The sequence below is a fragment of the Arthrobacter sp. MMS24-S77 genome (assembly GCF_054888235.1).
In genome coordinates, this window is the sequence record NZ_JBTZRN010000001.1 from 2,053,703 (window position 1) to 2,072,774 (window position 19,072).

Here is a 19,072-nt window from a genome sequence, read left to right on the forward strand (position 1 = left end):
TGCTGATCGGCAAAATATAGATCTCGACAACCACTGTTTTCCCAGTTCAGAGCACCCTTACCCCTGCTAAACACACCCTCAGCGATGCGTCATGAAACCCCGGGCTAGTGCGTCGAGAAGGGTACACCGGCCCAGGCCCGTTTTGCGGTCCAATCCGCTTCGCCTTGCCAGAAGGGGTGTTCTGGCGGCAGGCCGAGAGGCAGAAATACCGAAGCGCATAGGTACAAACTTCCTGTCGAGATGTATGCCTCGCCGATACCCGGCTGATCACCGCAAAACCCGATCCGCAGCCAGCCGTCCGGGTCATAGGTTCCCGGGGCTTCTATCATGCGGCGGATCACCGCCGTCAGCGCGCATCTAACCTGGTTGGGTGCGATCTCCTCTGGAAGAAAGCCTTGCAGAACAGCCTGGGACAATAGTTGAAATGCGCCGAACCGGTAAGCTAGCGATCGCCCCATCGGAGGGAAGGTGCCTTCCGGAGAAATCAGTCGCTCCTGCTGGGCCGAATGCCGGGCCGCACGGTGAAGTACGTCGGCCGTCATCTGCTCCCAATCCGGCGAATGCGTTCCCATTGTTTGCAAAATATCAACCATCATGGGCTGAATGACAAAGCTGTTATAGTAATCCCAGTGAAATTCCGGCCCATCCCCATAGACTCCATCCCCTAAATACCATTCCTGATGCTTACGCAGGGCATAATCGATGCGCATCGGATCCCACTCTTCACCGAGCAGGGACAGGGCCGTCTCTGTCATGGCTGCGAACAGCAGCCAGTTGTTATAGGCAGGTTTTCTCGACCTGGTAGCTCTCAAGCAATCGGCTACATTTTGTTTAACGCGTCCTTCAAGCTTACCAAGCAGTTCCTTTGGCGCCCGGACCATGGCGTGAGACAGGAAGGCGGCGTCGACGACAGGCTGATTACCGTGCGCAAAGTTCATAAAGTCCGGCGACGACGGGTCAGTGGCAGAATCAATGGCTTCTCTCGCCAAACGTGCCATCTCGCTGCGGCGCTCCTCTTCTTCGCCGGATAATCCCGTCTGTTCCAGCCAAGGCGCCATCCCGGCCAGTAACCGTCCGAGCGCTTGCAAGTAGGTGTACTCGCCTCGATCGTCCGCTGTGCCTTGGACGGGCATCCGCTCCTTCAACTTGCGTTCAGCCAATGCACTCAGCACCGGTTTGCCGATTTGCAGCATCCACTCCAGCCATTGATCACGGTTCGTTGTTGCATGAGCCATCTTCGTGTTCTCCTACTTTCCGGAATACATCCCGTAACACTTCCAGTAGCGGCGTTTGGCCGGTGGATACGGGAAATAATTTCAGGCATCTTTACTATTTCCGTAGCTCCCTCAGGGAATGCGAGGGCGATATGGTGGCCGTGAACCAAAGCAAAATCAGCACATCGTCTCCGTCGTCGGAGTCTTCTCGCCCGGTCGTGGGAACCTGACATCTGAAGCAGCCGCATGAGACCCACGCTGGCACCCGGCTGCTTGACGTTTGTATTGGCCCGTACGCCGCAAGTCCCACATTATTGGCGGATTACCGCTTATGGAATGAGTGAGGTTGTGCCAAAGTGGGACAAAGTTGACCTCCCGTAGATCAGAGCCCGCGGGGTTCGCTCCGTAACGGAAATCCGCAGATGTGTTCCGCAAGCTACGAGAAACGTGGCCATAGGGACGCCTCGGAACCGGACTCGGACAGGTCGGTTGCGCGCAAGTCGAGGACAGTTGGTCATACGGCTTTTGCCGGCATCAGTTTTTCGTGGTGGGGAGTTTGAAGGAGGCTTTCGCGCATTCGACGATTAGACGGTCGCTGGTTTAGCCGGACAACCGCCTCGTGGACCTCCCGGATGGACCGGTAAGCCGACGGCGATTAATAAACCCCGGTGAACTACCTCCTCGACCAGCATGGGCTCGAATCCTGGTCAAGGCCCGCGACGCCATGCGCCTGCTGCGCCGGCTGAAGATCGACTTGCCGCAGCGGAGCTGGCAAATCGCGGGGTTGAGCATTCGGACCAAGTTCACGGAGTCGTCGAGTCGCTCACGGCCCGCTTTGTTGACCATCACGTCCTGCGGCCCAGATACTGGCCAGGATCGATGAACATGCCGATGTGTAGTTGGCCGCTTTCGCGCTGGCGGCAGCACGCCTGGATGCGATTCCGGGTATCGGCTGCTGTCCGCCACCTGTGCCATTGACAAACCTATTCCCTCATCCTACGGTTCATCATGAATCGATTCATGCAATTGCTGTGAGCAGATAGGGACCCCAATGTCCGAAGCCCAAAACTGTCTTGCCTCGAAAGTGGGAGACGCCACTGATCACTTCGTGAATGGCCACGAAGGACCTGTACGGGTGCGTGTCTACCCCGGAGTAGCGACCCGCCTCGATCGCGTTCGCGCGCCGGAAGGCGCGGGGCTCGTCTGGGTACACGGCGGTAGTTTCACCCATGGAACCTTGGAGTGGCCGGAAGCCGATTACACCGCAAGAGCGTTCGCTGCCCGCGGCGTGACGGTAGTCAGCGTGGACTACAGACTGTGCGGGAACGGTATCCATTGGCCCGCGCCCTCCGACGATGTCCTTGACGCTTGGGCTTGGACGCTGGATAACGCGCCAGAACTGGCCATCGATCCCACAAGACTGGTGCTCGGCGGGGCAAGTGCCGGCGGAAACCTCGCCGCTGGGGTAATACTGCGGCTGATTGAGGCTGCGGGCCCTCACAGTGCGATCCCGGTTGGCGCGTTCCTCGCCTATCCAACGCTTCACGCCGTGCAGCCTCCCACTCCCACGGCTATCACATCCCTGTTGGCCGGATTGGCGGACCCCGATGTTTTTTCTCCCCGGAATGTGCTCAGAATGTATGAGAACTTCCTGGGAGGGCCTGCGTCCGCCGCCCCCGCAGCAGCCATTCCAGGCACCGCGGCAATCGAACAGCTCCGGGGATTCCCTCGGACCATCATGATCAACAACGAAGCTGACGAACTCCGAGTATCCGGTGAGGCCTTCGCCTCAAACCTTGCCGAATCAGGGACGTCGATAGAAGTATTCACAGAACCTGGAACCGAACACGGTCATCTGAACCGTCCCGAGGACGGCATAGCCGAGCGCAGCATCGACCGTGTGGTTGAGTGGCTTAGCCAGCAGTAGGCAATGCCGAGGTTGTGCCTTCTGCTCTCGCTGTAGCTAGGGATGGCGGGCCTCAGGGTGCCCCGGCGGGGTTAACTGCCGTTGCGGATAATTCCACTGGTCAGTAGATAGAAGGGTCGACAACGCGAGGTGCTCGGTTCTGTCGTGGGCATGCCACTGGTTCGGGTGTGGCAGGGTCACACGGAAAACTGCCTGGAGTGAACACGGATTCTTCCTGATCGAGATGCCCTGCTCTACGCCCGCCAATTTTGACCTATTTTCACCCAACAGAGGCCGCTGTAGGACCTGTTCCAATCGCATAGCATCGCTTTGTGAGTGAAATGAGCCATCGGTCCCGAAAGCCCGGACGTTAGATCAGCAGGGAATCGATGGTGCACAGGTTCGAGTCAGCATGAGCGCCATGTTCCTGCCTCCTAATTTCCGAACTACCACGTCGGCCCAAGGAACGAGAAGTCGCATGGCGAGGTTGGACCGAATGGGAGTTCATGAATTCGCCAGGCCGCGGTTCGAGGGCATCGGCAGGCGCGCATTCCGCTCCACGGCTACGACGACGAGGCTGACCCGACCGTGATGGAGAACAAGATCGCACTTGCCAGTTCCCGTGGGGTCGAGGCGCTCATCTTCGACCGGTACCGGTGCAGCGGCCACCCCTACCCGCACCGTCCACTCGAGGTGGCGCTCATGCCCGGCGCGGACGCTCACGGGACGTTTGTCGATAAGACCAAAACCCCTTTGGTGACTATCAACGCCTGGAATGAATGGACCGAGGGTAGCTACTTCGAGCCCGACACCCTGCACGGCACTGGACACCTCCAGCAGGTCCGTGACCTCTTCGGTTCGGCATCCTCAACGGAACTTTTCGGCGCTTCCGCGCAGCCCCAGGTTGCGGTGAGTTTCTGATGGGCCCGTCTCCACCGGAACGGCCATCGGTGTCCAAACATTCGGAGATTCGGCCTGGTCTGTGCTCGGTGACGTTTCGTTCGCACGCTCCGGCGGACGTTATCCGCTTTGCGGCCGACGCCCGCTTGAAAGCGATTGAGTGGGGCGGTGACGTCCACGTGCCAGCCGGCGACTTTGTCTGCGCCAAGGAGGTCAAGGATCGTACCGTCGATGCTGGACTGGCGGTGGCCTCTTATGGCTCCTACCTCCGTCTTGGCTCTAGCCCGCGGTCGGAACAGGAGGCAGTGGTAGAAACGGCCGTGGCCTTGGGAGCACCGCGGATACGGGTCTGGGCGGGCACACGAGGCTCGGAGGATGCCGGGGCTCATCACTGGGCGGCGGTTGTCCGCGATGCCAGGGAGTTCGCCGACACAGCAGCTTCTGCGGACGTGTTGGTGGGACTTGAGTTCCACGGTGGAACCCTGACTGACCGGGCCGAGTCCACTGCGGCACTCCTGTCGGAGATAGAACGTGACAGCCGGCTGGGAACCTACTGGCAGCCACCCCAGGGAATGCCTGATTCGGAGGCACTCAGGGGCCTGGACCTGCTGGCCGGGAACGTGCTCGCCGTGCACGCTTTTTCCTGGTGGCCCACGGACGAGCGCCGACCGCTCGCGGACAGATCTGACTTGTGGCGCGCGGTTCTGGAGCGGATGCGCGGGCAGGACAGCCTCAACGATGTCCTGTTCGAATTCGTTCTCGGCGACTCAGCGACCCAGCTTGCTCGCGACGCCGGGACTCTACGGCGCCTGATCGAGGAAGCCTCGCGCGAGGCACACCCTGAACCGCCAGACATTGCGGCAGCGCGCCAGCCCGCGTCATACTGAACAGCCGCGAGCACCGCTGCCCGGAATTCCAGGGGAAAGAACAATGAACGAAATTCCACCGGAGAAACCAATGACCCACGAACCGTGGTCGGAGGAAGTCGGGGACCGTCCTGACGGCGGGCAAAGGGTTCTCCCGAACCCCGAGACGACTTCGGCACAGCTCAACTGCCGCCGACTTGGCCGGGACGGTCGATTCCGGCGCTGGCCGGCACGGTAGGTTTCGACGGCGGCCAGCATGCGTTCGTCGAAAGCCTCCCCGTGTGCGCTGGTCCAGCCAGTGTGCGGCGACTGAGGAAATGGGGCTCGGGTTCAGGCTTGTAGGGCCAGTGTTTCCCTGGTGATCGGGCTGAGTGGGGGCAGGCCCGTGGCGTACCGTTCAAGTTCGGTGAGCACGGCCTTTGTCATCCTCCGGGTCTGCGGCGTTCAGAGACACCAAAGTGAAGTGGGTACTGGTGACGGAGGAGGAACGAGTGCCTCGTTCGACAGGGTCCGGGCTGCAAGTTTCACAGCCCGGACCCTTCCCGTAGCAAAACAACGGATCCCTGTACTTAGGTTTAATGGGCGGTGCACCAAACGGAGTTCAGAGCTTGTGGCCCCCGAAGACGCGAAATATCTCTTCTAGATGGCCGTGGAGATGGACCGTGTCGGGTTCAAGATACGTGCCCTCGGTCCACTCGTTCCAGGCGTTAATCGTGACCAGAGGCGAATCGGATTGCTGGGCGAAGGCGCGGGCTCGCTCTAGAGCTTTCCCGAACTCCGCGGGTGTTGCCTCGGCGATGGTGTTGGTGTGGGGATAGCCTTGGGCCGGGTCGAAGAGATCGGACTGCACCGTGCGGGGCGACGAATCCCAGCCGACCGTGACGTTGGGATAGTAGGGAACGCTGTAGCGAGATGAGAGAACTTCCCAACCGTCGGCAGCCTCGTCTGCGACCGCGGAATACGGCGTCTCGAGTTCAGGCAGCTCGACATGGTGAACCCACACATAAGAGGTCACGCTGTCGAAGCCAAGCGCAGCGACCAAGCCTGGCCCGTCGAACCCGGCGCTTTCTTGTGGCAGGACGGTGACATCCTTCACGATGGCGTTCAAATGAAGGTCGCCTAACCCCGCATTAGCGACGCGCTGGCGAAAGTCGTCAAGGGAGGCGCGAGCGGCCTCAATGCTGCCCAATCCGTATACCAAGGTAGGAAGGTCGTAAATTTGCAGCACCGGGCGGCCATCGATGTGCAGATAACTCGGATGTATGAAGTACTGCTCGATCATGTAGTCAGTCGCAATACGGAACTGGTCGGCATCAAGGCCACCGTGCTCCTGGATTGTTTGCGGCGTCCCCCGCTTCATGGGGTGAATGTTGGCCCAGTCGTGGTTTGCCCACATCAATGCGAACTGGATGCCGCCCGCCTCGGCTTGAGGCATGAACCCTTCCTCAAGAGCGCGCTGCAGGTAAGGCCGGCCACTGTACCAGTACCAGTCGAACAGAAAAGCGTTCACACCGTGTATGGTTGCCATCGCGATCTTGTCGGCCATGACGGCAGGATCCGCCTCGTCCTCATAGCCGCGCAACGGGATGCGCGGTTGCTGATGACCGTCCCAGCGCGGCTCGGCGCGCTTTACCAGTTCCCACTCGGTCCACCCCGTTCCATGCCAATCCTCATTTCGGGGGTCGACGTGATAATTGGGAAAGTAATAGGCTCCGACAATCGGGCTAGTTGATGAGGTCTTCTTGTTATGCGAAGTGGAGTTATCGGTCATAGGTACGAGGCTATAGAGCGTGTAGCTTGCGCCGTTAGGCAGTGGAGTGGGTGAAAGTAGGACAAAGTTGTAGTCAGCCGCCACGCCCAGGGAACAAAGTCGCAGGAGGGCCCCGTCAGGAAACCCGGGAGCTCACTTCGTCTTACTTTGGCACAACATGACTCACTCTAAGGGCGCAAATCCGCCAATAAGACCCGGTGCTCCAGAAGGTGACTTAGGGGAAAATTTAGATGCGGCTAAGTTCTGGTATGGGCCTTGAGTTGACGAGCGAACTTCTTGATTCGTGGACCGCTGGACGCGGGCAGTTACGCCTGATTCACCGCGACGCGGGCTCAAGAAACTGTTTTGGTTAACGGAAGACTTGAGGCGAACCATCTTATGGTGTGGACAGTGTCCAGACTTTGGGTCTCGGGTTGGGTCGAACAGCGGTCGGATCGGGCCGGATTCCGCAAATACACCGCGAGCAAGTGTCGCGTACACAACTCACTGGGCCGAGCACGCGATCGCCAGAGCGGTGTGACAGCGGTGCACCAGCACCTCGGCGCCGGCGAACCCGCTGACGCCGTCGCCGCCCCGGACGTAGTTCGTCACTGCGACGTGTAGGTGGCGTCCGGATCGAGTGGCTGCCAGCCCACGGTGACGTCGCTGACGCGCGAGCGTGGGCAATGGCACTGGCACCGGTGCGGGTTGGCTTGCCCACACGGAAACCGCCTGGAAGGAACCCGATCTTACTCGTCGAGATGCCTAGCTCTATGGCCCGCCAATTTTGACCTATTTTCACCCAACAGAGGCCCGTGTACGACCTGTTCCATTCACCTAGCATCGAATTGTGACTGAAAAGAGCCATCGGTCTCGAATGCCCGGACTCTACATAAGCAGGGAAAAGATGTTGCATCCGTTTGAGTCAGCGCGGGCTACAAGTTGCTGCCTACTACTTTCCGAACAACTACGCCGACCCCCGGGTCGAGAAGTGGCACGGCGAAGGATGGGCCGAATGGGAACTCAGGGTTCGAGGGGCATCAGCAGCCCCAGGTTGCGGTGAGTTTCTGATGGGCCCGTCTCCACCGGAACGGCCATCGGTGTCCAAACATTCGGAGATTCGGCCTGGTCTGTGCTCGGTGACGTTTCGTTCGCACGCTCCGGCGGACGTTATCCGCTTTGCGGCCGACGCCCGCTTGAAAGCGATTGAGTGGGGCGGTGACGTCCACGTGCCAGCCGGCGACTTTGTCTGCGCCAAGGAGGTCAAGGATCGTACCGTCGATGCTGGACTGGCGGTGGCCTCTTATGGCTCCTACCTCCGTCTTGGCTCTAGCCCGCGGTCGGAACAGGAGGCAGTGGTAGAAACGGCCGTGGCCTTGGGAGCACCGCGGATACGGGTCTGGGCGGGCACACGAGGCTCGGAGGATGCCGGGGCTCATCACTGGGCGGCGGTTGTCCGCGATGCCAGGGAGTTCGCCGACACAGCAGCTTCTGCGGACGTGTTGGTGGGACTTGAGTTCCACGGTGGAACCCTGACTGACCGGGCCGAGTCCACTGCGGCACTCCTGTCGGAGATAGAACGTGACAGCCGGCTGGGAACCTACTGGCAGCCACCCCAGGGAATGCCTGATTCGGAGGCACTCAGGGGCCTGGACCTGCTGGCCGGGAACGTGCTCGCCGTGCACGCTTTTTCCTGGTGGCCCACGGACGAGCGCCGACCGCTCGCGGACAGATCTGACTTGTGGCGCGCGGTTCTGGAGCGGATGCGCGGGCAGGACAGCCTCAACGATGTCCTGTTCGAATTCGTTCTCGGCGACTCAGCGACCCAGCTTGCTCGCGACGCCGGGACTCTACGGCGCCTGATCGAGGAAGCCTCGCGCGAGGCACACCCTGAACCGCCAGACATTGCGGCAGCACGATAGGCCACCCACTAATCAACGGCAGCGAGCAATCGCTGTGGCCAGAATTCCAAAGGAAATAGGGAAATAACAATGAACGAAACTTCACTGGATAAACCAATGAACGCACTGAAGTCGGCGGAAGTCCGAGCCCGTCTTGCCGAGGTTAAGGTGCTCATCATCTCTTGGCAATGCCCGCAGCTCGAAAGTCTGGCGGTTCAGGCATGAACCTTGAGCTTGACTTTGCCCGGTCACCGTACACCGGCTGGACCCGGGCCCACTGGGAAGCGTTCGTGGAGCGCATGGTGGGCGCTGTGGAACCGTACCGTTCGCCGTCTGGCGCTCGTATCGACTTGCCTGGCCCAGCCAGCGGCAACGGCTCCGTGTCCGACGGGATCGAGGGTTTCGCCCGGCCCTTTCTTGCTGCAGCCTCATTGGTAGCAGGACGGAACGGGAAAGACCCCGGGAACCTGATGGAGCGCTACGCCCGGGGTCTGGACGCCGCCATGGACCCGGCGTCCCCCGAAGCTTGGCCTCGCCCGGAAGAACTCCTGCAGACGAAGGTGGAGGCCGCCTCGCTGGTGCTGGGCCTTCAAATGACGCGGCCTTGGCTGTGGGACCGGCTCGATGACCGCGTCCGAGAGAACACGGTGAACTGGCTCTCCGGTATTATGGGCACTTGGTATCCGCCGTCCAACTGGGTGTGGTTCCGAATCATCGTTGAGTCTTTCCTCCGTGAGAATGGCGGTCCCTGGTCGGCCACCGATATCGAAGAAGACCTGGCCATCCACGCCTGGATGCGGAGACGGAACGGCTGGCTCAGCGACGGTCCGGGGCGACACTACGACCATTATGTGGGCTGGATGCTGCATACCTACCCTCTGCTCTGGACGCACCTGTTCGATGTTCCGGATTCACTGTGCTCGACGTCGCTCCGTGAGCAGTGGAACATCGACCTAGGCCGCTACACGGACGACGTGCTGCGGCTGACCGGTGCGGACGGTTCCCCGCTGGTGCATGGCAGAAGCCTGGTGTACCGCTTCGCCACTGCCGCCCCGCTATGGATGGCCGCGCTGACCGGTGCCGGGAACCATGATCCCGGCCTCCTCCGGAGGGCCGCCAGCGGAATCGTGACCCATTTCGAGAACCGTGGCGCGTTCGAAGGTAACGGTGTGCTCAGTCTCGGTTGGCACGGCGCGTGGCCCGCAATGCGTCAGACCTACTCCGGGCCCGGCTCGCCGTACTGGGCGTCCAAGGCTGCTTTGGGGTTGCTCTTGCCGCAGGACCACGCGGTTTGGACCTCCGTGGAGCAGCCGCTTCCGGTCGAGGCCGGGAACGTGTCATGCGTGATCGAAGCCCCTGGGTGGTTGGTCTCCGGGCGGAAGAAAGACGGACTTGTGACTGTCGTAAACCACGGCAGCGATCACTCGGAACCCGGGGCTGAGATCGCCGACGCGCCCGTGTATGCGCGGTACGGCTACTCAACCGCCACTGTCCCACCATTGGCCGGTCCTGCCGCCCATAACCCGCTGGACAATGCAGTGGTCCTCCTGGACAGGGATGGCCTTGCAAGCCACAGAACAGGGTTTGACACCCTGTTCACGCGGGAACTGGAAGACGGAGTGCTCGTGGGCGCGTCACAGGGCCGGGTGCGCTGGATCGAATCTGACGGAGACGCCGCGGCCAACTTCGGGACCTATCAGTCCGGGATCATGACCCCCGGGCCAGTCGTTACTGTGGCCTCGGCGGTGCGCGATGGCGTCGAAGTACGTCTCGCACGTGTGGACGGGCCTACGGACGCTGTGGCGCTGCGCTTCGGTGGCTGGCCAGTGGCGTCCTCGGAGCCGCCGCTGACCGGAACGGGCGGCGAGGATTTGCACCCATTTGCGGAGGCATCAAGCCAGGATCTGGTCTCGGCCGTCAGGAATGTTGCCGGGCTCACCGAGGCGGGCATACTCGTCGAAAAGGACGCAAGCCCGCTGGGGGAGTTCGTGGCGATTCCCTGGCTCGCCACCGGCACCGTCACGCCAGGTCAGGTCGTTGTGGCGACGGTAACATTGTCCCGCGGGAAGGTTGACGAGCCGGCTCCACGTGTGACGGCCGAGCCCCTTACCGAGGGTGGCCATCGGATCACGGTTGCCTGGCACCAAGGCAAACCGACCGAATTCACCCTTCCAACCTGGCCGGCCCCGTAGGCACAGAACGAGCCGACGCTTGGAGGGGCGGCGACGACCTGGCCGATCTTGCCTTGCCGGGCTCGTCGTGAGCACCATCACGCAGCTCATCGCCGGAATCCGCCGCTTCGGCCGTGACGTCGCCGGCGGCCAGGACCTGCTGGCCACCCAGGCCACAGGCTATGACTACACGCGCACCGGCAAACCGGACATCGCCTGGGGCGACCAGGATGCCCGGGAAGGGCTGGTCTCGGCGCTGGTCACCGATGCGCTGGCGCTGCTGGCCGCGGTCGATCCCGAGACCTTGGACGGCAGGGCGGCTGACGCGTATGCGCTGCTTGCACTGGTCGCCGGGCAGGACGTGGAACCGGCCGAGGACTCGGATCGGACCGACGGGCGGTGGCGTATCGCCCGGAAGGTCGCCCCGGACCGGATGATCTCCACCGTGGACCCGGACACCCGGCACGCGCATAAGACCCAGTCCCGCCAGCAGGACGGATTCAAGGCCCATTTGGTCATCGAGCCCGATACCGGGCTGATCACCGCCGCTGAGCTGACCAAGGCCTCCGGACCGGAGAACAGTGACGGGGCCGTCGGTGCCCGGCTGCTCGGCCTGGATCCCACGATCGCCGGCGCCAGCGTAGACGTCCTGGCCGACTCGGCCTACGGTTCCGGGGAAATGCTCGCCGCTCTTGCCGGCAGCGGCCATACCCCGGTGATCAAACCCTGGCCGCTGCGCCCGGCCGTCGAAGGCGGGTTCACCCTCGATGATTTCACCGTCGATGAAGCCGTCGGCACCGCGACCTGTCCGAACGGTATCACCAGGAACATCACGGCCAAACGGCGGGTCACGTTCGGCGCCGCCTGCACCGGCTGCCCACTCCGGCACCGGTGTACCGCCTCACCGCGGGGACGCAAGCTCGTTCTCCACGAACACGACGCGCTGCAGCGCGAGCACCGTCAACGCGCCGCGGACCCGGCCTTCAGGGACGTCTACCGCAGGCACCGGCTAATGGTCGAGCGGTCCATCGCCTGGCTCACCCGCGGCAACCAACGCGTTCCCCACTTCGGCATCAGCCGGAACAATTTCTGGCTGTAGCTGCGGATAGCCGGACTTAACCTGCGCCGCCTGCTCGCCCTGGGACTGAGAGCGAACCAGGGATCATGGGCGCTGGGATGAGCCGCCGGCCGGACCGGGTCCATCGACAAAAATCGCTGGATGACACCCCAGATCTGAGGCAGAATGTACGCAAGCGGGCGGAACGACCCCGTTGTCGCACCCAAGGGTGCTGACCAGAACACGCCGCTAGACGGCCATTGGTGGCGTTCCGCCCGCCCGAACATCCCGCTTAATCAGCAGTCTCCTAGGGCGCGTCTCCTAAATCAGCTGCGTGGCTGAAATGCTTGAACGTTGTCGAGAACATCTGTCTTGAGTGACGATCAGTGGTCACGGATCGAGCCACTGCGGCCAAGTTCAGAGGGGCGGCGCGGCCGCCCGTTCCGTGGCCATCGCCAAGTCGTAGAAGGAATCATTACCGGTATCGCTGCGGCATTGCCTGGCCCGACTTGCCTGCTGAGTTCGGTCCGTGGCAGACGGTCTGGAAGCGTCACCGCCGTTTTGCCTCCGATGGGACGTGGGACCGTATCCACGGAAAGCTCCTGGCGGAAGCAGACGCCGCCGGGCAGATCGACTGGACGGTTTCGGTGGACTCGACCATCAACCGGGCCCACCAGCACGGGACGAACCTTCCCCGCACCACAGGGGGAACTTCCGAATTACAATAAACTGTTTGCTGAACCGTCCGACCACGCCATCGGCCGCTCCCGGGGCGGGCTAAGCACCAGAATCCATCACGCCTGCGACGGTAAAGGCCGGCCGCTGGCAATGATTCTCGGCTCCGGCAGGCCGGCGACTCGCCCATGTTCCCGGTCGTCATGGAAACAGTACGCGTGCCCCGGCTCGGCGGCGGCCGCGCCGGAACCCGGCCGGATACCGTGATGGGCGACACAGCGTCCTCATCCCGCGCGAACCGGTCGCTGCTGCGTGGCCGCGGCATCGAACCGTCATCCCCGAGCCCTCTGACCAGATCGGGCACCGCAAACGCCGTGGTTCACGCGGCGGGCGCCCCGTGAAGTTCGACTCCAAAACCTACAAAGGCCGCAACACTGTCGAAAGGTCCTTCAACCTTTCAAACAATGGCGCGCCATCGCGACCCGCTATGACAAGCTCGCACGGACCTACCGCGCCGGCGTCGTCCTTTATGCCGTCGTCATCTGGCTACGCCAATAGGGAGACACGCCCTAACCCTCCTCACCGGCAATGGCGTGTGGGATGCCGTCGGCATCGGGATGATCGGCATCCTGCTGGTGCTGATCGCCGTCGTTCTGGCCCTCGAAACCAAATCGGTGCTGTTGGGTGAATCCGCCTCCAAGGACGACCGCGACAAGATCCACCACGCCATCGAGGATGGCGGCACGCGCGTCATGCACCTGAAGACCCTCCACCTGGGGCCGGAAGAACTGCCGGTGGCAGCGAAGTTTTCGGTGGGTGCAGCTGATGCCGGCCGTGACATCGCGGCGGCCATCGACGGCGCTGAGGAACGGATCCGGGCGGCGGTTCCGATCGCCCGCGTCATCTACCTGGAACCGGACCTCCGCCGGACGGACGCAACGGACGTGGCGCCGTCGGAAGCAGCGGCCGGCAATACTGCGGAGCGCAACGCCAAAGCCCGACACCGGACACCTGCTGCACGAACCTTCATGCTGTGCCAACCATCAGGCCGCTGACCATGGCCACGCCCAGGCTAAGGATGGCCAGGAAGGCTCCACCAGGGCAGGGGCAACGTAACCCCGGCCAGGCGATCACCACGCCGCCCAGGAAGGAGCCCAGCGCGTTGGCCACGTTCAGCGCGGCATGGTTGAGGAGGAGGGGATGCTGGCCACCGAGGTCATGGTGTGGGCGATATAGGCGTAGGTCGCGAAAAAGCCGCCGTAGCCAAGAATTCCGATCAAGATGGCAAGCCAGACCTGCAGCCGCTTCAGCACCCCGAGCTCGCGCCGGATGCTGGCATCGGGGTGTGCTGCCTGGAACGGCACAAACCTCCACAGCAGCGCCAACGTCAGAAGGCCAATGGCTCCCACCAGGACAAACAGCAGGCGCCAGCCGAATGCCTGGCCTACCCAGGTGGCCAGCGGCACACCCCCCACGTTGGAGACAGGCAATCCCGGTGCGGGGCAGCCACGCCGAGATCCTCGAGAATCCCGACCGTGGCGGCTTTCGAGGCTGGTTCCACGAGCCGGGCGAGCACCATCGCGGCGAACGCCTCGTCCCCGAGGACGTCGAATCTCAACCGGGAGTAGGCTTCCGCCAGGACCTCCCAGAGGACCTCGCACTGTGAGCCGGCAACCACCGCAGAGTGCGCCGCAGGCACGGATTCTGTGCCGGCCCGGGAGAGGTCGAACTCAAAGGCCTGCTGGTCGGCGTTCAGGCGCTCCTGTCCGGCGCGCACCAAGGCTGCCACCCCAGCGTCGTCGTGGGCCGAGCCGAGATGCTCAAGGATCCGGCGGACCCGGAACGCTTCTTTCGGGAGACGACCTCTGCCTGAACTGCGCAAACACTCCAGTACCCCAATCGCCTGTGCAATCGGGGGTCTGGCTGGCGGATATTTCCGACGGCGATCCGCGGCCGCTCGAAGACCATGACCAGCTGAGACGGATCAGCACTACTACGAAAAGAAGCGGGCACAGGAAATAAACCCGGGCGAATCTCGCCACGAAGAAGTTGCAACGATTTGCTCGGAGCGGAATCGCGTGTGCGCGTCAGGCACGCTCGATCCGAACCAGACCGGAGGGGGGACGTTGATCGGCCATACGTCGGGGCGGACCATAGTATCGTGTCGGATCTCGGTCCCGGTGCAGTCGTACAGCACGAGGTTGACCGGGTCAGGACCGGCACCCTCGATGAGAACACGTGATTGTCCGCTTCCGTTGACCACGATGACCGGCCGATCGACCCCCTGCAAGTGCACTACAGGATCGGTGTACACCGCCACTACTTTCTCGTATTCATTCTCGGCGCGGACCTGAGTGTAGCGGGCGTCCGGCCTCGACGGCGTGAGCCTGCCGCCTAATAGCACGTCAGCATGATCACGAAAAAATTTCAGCCAAAAACCTACGGCGCGCTTTTGTTCGGCCGATGCTGTGTCGAAGTCAATCGATACCTGCGGTGCGGCAAACAATGTATTAATGAAGTGGCTCGCTACAACCTCAGCTGGCGCATCTCGATGCCACATCATCATGTCCGAGTGCACTGCACGGTCGCCGGCCAGCAGGCGGGCATCGATCGTCCGGACTCGATTCTCGATAGCATCCATTGGGCAGTCGTTGGCTCTGACGAAAGTGCCGAATTGCCACAGCCGGGGGTGCACATAGTCCTGCCGAAATTCGATAAGCACTTCATCTCGGAGTTGGCGCATCAGGTCGGTAATCGCTTGAAGTACCTTTTCCACGCCCTCGTCAACCGTCTCACAGTCAGTACCTAAACCGGCCGGATCAGCCGAACGAGCCCATTGGTCAATGAAGTCAATCTTCAGCCCGTCGACGTTCCAATCGCGCACTGGCCGTATGCAGGCTTCGACGATGTGTTCGCGAACTTCGGGATAGCGCGGATCCAGAACGGCAAAACGATCACCTTCAGAACGACCTAGAGTCTTGTTCTTGAAACGACCCCACACACTTGATCGATCCCCGACGAACGGAGGTGCGACCCACAGCACGTATTGGAGCCCCAGATCGTGGACGCGCTGCACATGCCCGGTCATGTCCGGAAACCGGTCTGTGTCAGGTTCCCAGTCGCCACACGACGCATAATAGCCGTCTACGAGATTGTCGTACTCTCCGTTGAGGTCGCTATTCTGCCACCCTCCGTCAACGATAATTGCGCGGCACCCATATGGCACACTGGTCAGGGCATGATGCTCCACAGTTTCGGCCGAAACCTGCTGATGGTCGCTGTACCAGGTGGAGTACATCGCCTGCCGAGCCAGCCCCGGAACGGGCAGGATCTTGTCACCGAGCTCGTCTGCCCAGTCAGCCGTCGCAGCGCGTAACGCCTCGGCAAAGTGGAGCTCCCTGAGGTCTATTCGCAACGTGAAACATGGAACTTCGGTCGAGGACTCGACGTCGCTAACCGCTATGCGTATGTGGTACTCGCCGTTCTCCTCGTCGACGCCCAGGGCAAAGTCACAGCCTCGCACGTTCGACGACAGCCCAACCACCAGTGGACTGCGATCACGGGCGTCGACGAGCGCGGCGACGGGTGCGGACTTTGCCGATCGAACAGTCCGGCGGGAACGTGATCCCCAGTCGGGCGGCAGATCGCGGGCGGAAGTGTGCACAGGCTGCCATACTGTGACGGCCTCAGACGCCGGCCACCAAAACTCGATAACGACAGGACCTGCCGCTTCGACGTCGTACCGGACAAGACCCGGCTCCTCACCTTCGGCCGGCCGAATCGTGTGAAGGCCACTGACTGTTCCGACTCGTCGAGTCTGGGCGGGCGCGACGATCTCGAACGACGACACCTGATTAGTGGAGTTGAGCACGGTGATCTTCTCCTTTGTTTGTGTTGGTTACGCATGCACAGGCATGTTCCTTGCACGCACGGTTTAGCCAGAGGAAAGTCTCGAAAGAGGCTGGTTCCACCGGCCCGGGTCACCGGCGGTCTTTGAAACCGGGGGGATAACTAGCGTGCTGGTCCCAGTGTCTTCCTAATGCGGGAGTACGCCCCTCTATCGGTTGTGAATCAAGGGACACGGAGATCACATCGTGTCCATTATCGAAAACCTCTGGGCGGTACAGGCGAGCCTAGCTGCACACTCCTACATTAGTTGGCAATCTGAGCCAATAGAATGTGTCAAATTGCGCGAAAGTGAGACAAAATTGACCGGGTTGACCTTTTCACAGTGAACCATCCCGGGATGCTCCTATTGGTGCCAATTCGCGTTTTGTTTGGTCGATCAGCCATTGCCGGTAGGTCGCGGCAAGGGAGTCGTTGCGGATGAGTCCTCGTTCGAGGCGGGAAATGACGGAGGGCCATTGGCTGAGTTGGCTGGCGGCGGCATTGATGGTGAATCAGAGTTTGGTGCGTTGCTGGCGCAGGTCGGCGTTGCTCGGCGCCGGTTGGGGGTTGGTGATCTGGCGGTAGATTTCCCGGGCCACGTAGCGTTTGAGGCAGCGCATGATCTCCCGCTCGCTCTTGCCTTCGGCGGTGCGTTTGTTCACGTAGTCCCTGGTCCGGCGGCACGAAGACCTACGGACCAGGACCACGTGATGCAGGGCGCGGTTGGCGTTGCGGTCACCGCCCCGGCTGAGCCGGTGACGGGTCGTTTTCCCCGATGATGCGGGAATGGGCGCGACCCCGACGAGGGCCGCGAACTGGGGTTCGCTGCCGATCCGATCCGGGTTGTCTCCCACGGTGACCAGTAGCTGGCTGGCCACTTCCGTCCCGACCCCAGTCAGGTCACAGAGCATCGGCGCGTAGGTGTCGAGGATTTCCTGCAGGGGAGAACTGCTGGACGGGAATCAGTGTTCGCTAGTGATCGGCCTCCGCGGGATGAGCCGTTTGCTTTCAGGCAACGTTGGCAGCCAAGCCTGATTCAGCGCGACGCGGTCTCAAGACATTGTTTTGGTTAAGCCGAGACACGTTCATCCCGGCACAGCCTCGTGCTCTTCCGCAATCGACGAGAAAGAATCTGGTCCCATGAGGCACGACGAATCGGCCTGATTACGAAAGTCCAATCCCGCCCTCGCTGCAGTATTTTGGTGTGCGGCGAGGGCGGGATCGGATCAGAGGAGTCGCACGATGGAGTCCTGGGACCATTCTCTCGCTCTGACTGGATTCTTTTAGGTCACTTTGTCCCGGCGGTTTGGAGTTGCTCTTCGTATTCGCCGCGCATGGCGTCGCCGGCGTCGGTCCGCCATTTCTTGATGAGTTCGTCCAGGGAGGACATTGGCTTGCGGCCCTGGATGACTTCTTTGACTCCGTCGACCATGGTCTTGTCGGCCCCGGCGTTCTTAGTGGCGGCCGTGTTGGAGTACAGGCCCACTGTGGGGTTGGAGATGGTCTTCGCCATAATCTTTTTCTGGTAGGTGTACTGGATGTCCGCGTCGTCGGGCCGTCCGGGCTGATAGACGGTGATCGGGGCGTCTGCCAGATAGCGGATCGGAAGGGCTGTGTTGGTGATGCCCTGCTTGGTCAGCGACAGAGAGCCGTTGGCGCTGATCGTGTGATCGACGCCTTCCTGCCCGAATTTGGCGTAGGTGTACTCCTCGGTGCCGAAAGGCGCCGCGAGCCAGTTGAGGACCCGTAGGATGGTTTTGATCTTGTTCGGGTCGTCCTGCTTTTTCAGTCCGGTGAATGAATACAGGCCGCTACCGAGCTGCCACGGCGCAAGCGAGCGGCCATCACGTGTGTAGATTGGCATAACACCGAGTTTGAAGTCCGGGTTTGACGAGTTGTCGGTAATGTATTGACTCCATGCAGTCATGCCGTCGACGGCGTTGATGGCGATCGTCCCTGCATTGAACAGCGCCTTCGGTTGAAGTGTGGCCGAGAAGGAATCGGGGTGAATGACACCGGCCTTCCAGAACTCAGCAATATCGTTAATCGTCTGCTTGTACTGCTCGGTCTCGTAAACGTGCGTAAGCTTGCCGCCCTCTTCGTCCCAGCCGTTCGGCGCCTCGTTTTGGGTCAGCAGATAGAGACGGAGATGTTCCCAGCTGCCGAACGCCCAGCGCCGCTCCTTGGCGTTCGTGAGTGCCTTCGCCGACTCGAGCAGCTCCTCGCGACCCTTGGGCTCGGACGATACGCCCGCTTTCTCGAATAGATCCTGGCGGATGAAGGAGTAAAAGAGAACGCGGCTGCGCGGGATCGGAATTCCATAGATCCCGCCGTTGAAAACGGTCTGCTTCCACTGGGCAGACTGGATATTGGCCAGGTTTGGATAGTCCTTGATCGCGTCGCCGGAGAGATGATCATCCAGACGTGCGAATCGTTTCGCCAGCAGATCGGGCATGTTGGGCGCTTGTGGCATCTGAATCATGTCGGGCAGGTCGTTGCCGGCGATCGTAGTTGCGAACTTCTGCGCGTAGTCCGCAGCCGGAACCATCTGCATGGACAAATTGGCGCCGAGGCGCTTGTTGAGCCCTGCCCACCAGCTGTTGCCGTCGGGCGTTGGCGGTGCTGGAAGGTAGATGTTGGACAGTCCGACCAAGGATTCGCCCTTTGCCGGGATCTCGGTGACCGAGCGGGAAAGCTGCTTGGGATAGTTCCGGAACGCGGGATCGATTCCGGCCTCCGTGGCC

General features: G+C 61.7%; 12 protein-coding genes and 4 pseudogenes. 9 read left to right on the plus strand and 7 right to left on the minus strand.

Annotated features, from left to right (window positions below; genetic code table 11):
• Positions 1-104 precede the first annotated feature (104 nt).
• Positions 105-1,235: a DUF2264 domain-containing protein gene (locus tag ACX5I4_RS09380; protein WP_461836430.1), complete on the minus strand. Its 1,131-nt coding sequence runs from the start codon at positions 1,233-1,235 to the stop codon at positions 105-107.
• Between the two features lie 1,030 nt (positions 1,236-2,265).
• Here ACX5I4_RS09380 and ACX5I4_RS09385 point away from each other — a divergent pair.
• The 3 genes from ACX5I4_RS09385 (at position 2,266) to ACX5I4_RS09395 (ending at position 4,907) form a co-directional block, all read left to right on the plus strand.
• Positions 2,266-3,141, plus strand: coding sequence for an alpha/beta hydrolase (locus ACX5I4_RS09385; protein WP_461836431.1), 876 nt, complete (start codon positions 2,266-2,268; stop codon positions 3,139-3,141).
• Positions 3,142-3,711: 570 nt separating this feature from the next.
• Positions 3,712-4,041 (plus strand): glycoside hydrolase family 99-like domain-containing protein, encoded by a 330-nt coding sequence (locus tag ACX5I4_RS09390; RefSeq protein WP_461836432.1) that lies wholly within the window; start codon positions 3,712-3,714, stop codon positions 4,039-4,041.
• A 68-nt stretch (positions 4,042-4,109) separates the two neighbouring features.
• Complete coding sequence (locus tag ACX5I4_RS09395; protein WP_461836433.1) at positions 4,110-4,907, plus strand: sugar phosphate isomerase/epimerase family protein; 798 nt, start codon at positions 4,110-4,112, stop codon at positions 4,905-4,907.
• A gap of 580 nt (positions 4,908-5,487) precedes the next feature.
• Here ACX5I4_RS09395 and ACX5I4_RS09400 read toward each other — a convergent pair.
• The gene (locus ACX5I4_RS09400; RefSeq protein WP_461836434.1) at positions 5,488-6,657 is read right to left on the minus strand and encodes a glycosyltransferase WbsX family protein; all 1,170 of its coding nucleotides are present in this window, start codon (positions 6,655-6,657) and stop codon (positions 5,488-5,490) included.
• 1,118 nt (positions 6,658-7,775) lie between these two features.
• Here ACX5I4_RS09400 and ACX5I4_RS09405 point away from each other — a divergent pair.
• The 6 genes and pseudogenes from ACX5I4_RS09405 to ACX5I4_RS09430 form a co-directional block, all read left to right on the plus strand.
• A complete protein-coding gene (locus ACX5I4_RS09405) occupies positions 7,776-8,558 on the plus strand; it encodes a sugar phosphate isomerase/epimerase family protein (RefSeq protein ID WP_461836435.1) in 783 nt (260 codons plus the stop codon).
• A 69-nt stretch (positions 8,559-8,627) separates the two neighbouring features.
• Positions 8,628-8,762, plus strand: coding sequence for a hypothetical protein (locus ACX5I4_RS09410; protein WP_461836436.1), 135 nt, complete (start codon positions 8,628-8,630; stop codon positions 8,760-8,762).
• Complete coding sequence (locus tag ACX5I4_RS09415; protein WP_461836437.1) at positions 8,759-10,729, plus strand: DUF2264 domain-containing protein; 1,971 nt, start codon at positions 8,759-8,761, stop codon at positions 10,727-10,729. The genes ACX5I4_RS09410 and ACX5I4_RS09415 overlap by 4 nt, the downstream gene beginning before the upstream one ends.
• Before the next feature lie 67 nt (positions 10,730-10,796).
• A complete protein-coding gene (locus ACX5I4_RS09420) occupies positions 10,797-11,807 on the plus strand; it encodes a transposase (protein ID WP_461836438.1) in 1,011 nt (336 codons plus the stop codon).
• Positions 11,808-12,119: 312 nt separating this feature from the next.
• Positions 12,120-12,998 (plus strand): annotated as a pseudogene (locus ACX5I4_RS09425) (IS5 family transposase).
• An 11-nt stretch (positions 12,999-13,009) separates the two neighbouring features.
• Positions 13,010-13,369: pseudogene (locus ACX5I4_RS09430) on the plus strand (cation diffusion facilitator family transporter); the annotation flags it as partial.
• Between the two features lie 243 nt (positions 13,370-13,612).
• Here ACX5I4_RS09430 and ACX5I4_RS09435 read toward each other — a convergent pair.
• The 5 genes and pseudogenes from ACX5I4_RS09435 to ACX5I4_RS09455 all read right to left on the minus strand — a co-directional run bounded on the left by ACX5I4_RS09435 (position 13,613) and on the right by ACX5I4_RS09455 (position 18,981).
• A complete protein-coding gene (locus ACX5I4_RS09435) occupies positions 13,613-13,900 on the minus strand; it encodes a hypothetical protein (protein WP_461838685.1) in 288 nt (95 codons plus the stop codon).
• A pseudogene (locus tag ACX5I4_RS09440) lies at positions 13,900-14,277 on the minus strand (IS1634 family transposase); the annotation flags it as partial. The gene ACX5I4_RS09435 and the pseudogene ACX5I4_RS09440, both read right to left, overlap by 1 nt.
• A 156-nt stretch (positions 14,278-14,433) precedes the next feature.
• Positions 14,434-16,311 (minus strand): glycoside hydrolase family 36 protein, encoded by a 1,878-nt coding sequence (locus ACX5I4_RS09445; protein ID WP_461836439.1) that lies wholly within the window; start codon positions 16,309-16,311, stop codon positions 14,434-14,436.
• Positions 16,312-16,666: 355 nt separating this feature from the next.
• Positions 16,667-17,269: pseudogene (locus ACX5I4_RS09450) on the minus strand (transposase); the annotation flags it as partial.
• Between the two features lie 347 nt (positions 17,270-17,616).
• Positions 17,617-18,981 carry a type 2 periplasmic-binding domain-containing protein gene (locus ACX5I4_RS09455; RefSeq protein ID WP_306961603.1) on the minus strand — a complete coding sequence of 455 codons (1,365 nt, stop codon included), beginning with the start codon at positions 18,979-18,981 and terminating at the stop codon, positions 17,617-17,619.
• Positions 18,982-19,072 lie beyond the last annotated feature (91 nt).

Excerpts from the sequence above, each read along its gene's own strand:
- ACX5I4_RS09380 (WP_461836430.1), bottom strand. The coding sequence starts at position 1,235 with ATGGCTCATGCAACAACGAACCGTGATCAATGGCTGGAGTGGATGCTG.
- ACX5I4_RS09385 (WP_461836431.1), top strand. The coding sequence starts at position 2,266 with ATGTCCGAAGCCCAAAACTGTCTTGCCTCGAAAGTGGGAGACGCCACT.
- ACX5I4_RS09390 (WP_461836432.1), top strand. The coding sequence starts at position 3,712 with ATGGAGAACAAGATCGCACTTGCCAGTTCCCGTGGGGTCGAGGCGCTC.
- ACX5I4_RS09400 (WP_461836434.1), bottom strand. The coding sequence starts at position 6,657 with ATGACCGATAACTCCACTTCGCATAACAAGAAGACCTCATCAACTAGC.
- ACX5I4_RS09410 (WP_461836436.1), top strand. The coding sequence starts at position 8,628 with ATGAACGAAACTTCACTGGATAAACCAATGAACGCACTGAAGTCGGCG.
- ACX5I4_RS09415 (WP_461836437.1), top strand. The coding sequence starts at position 8,759 with ATGAACCTTGAGCTTGACTTTGCCCGGTCACCGTACACCGGCTGGACC.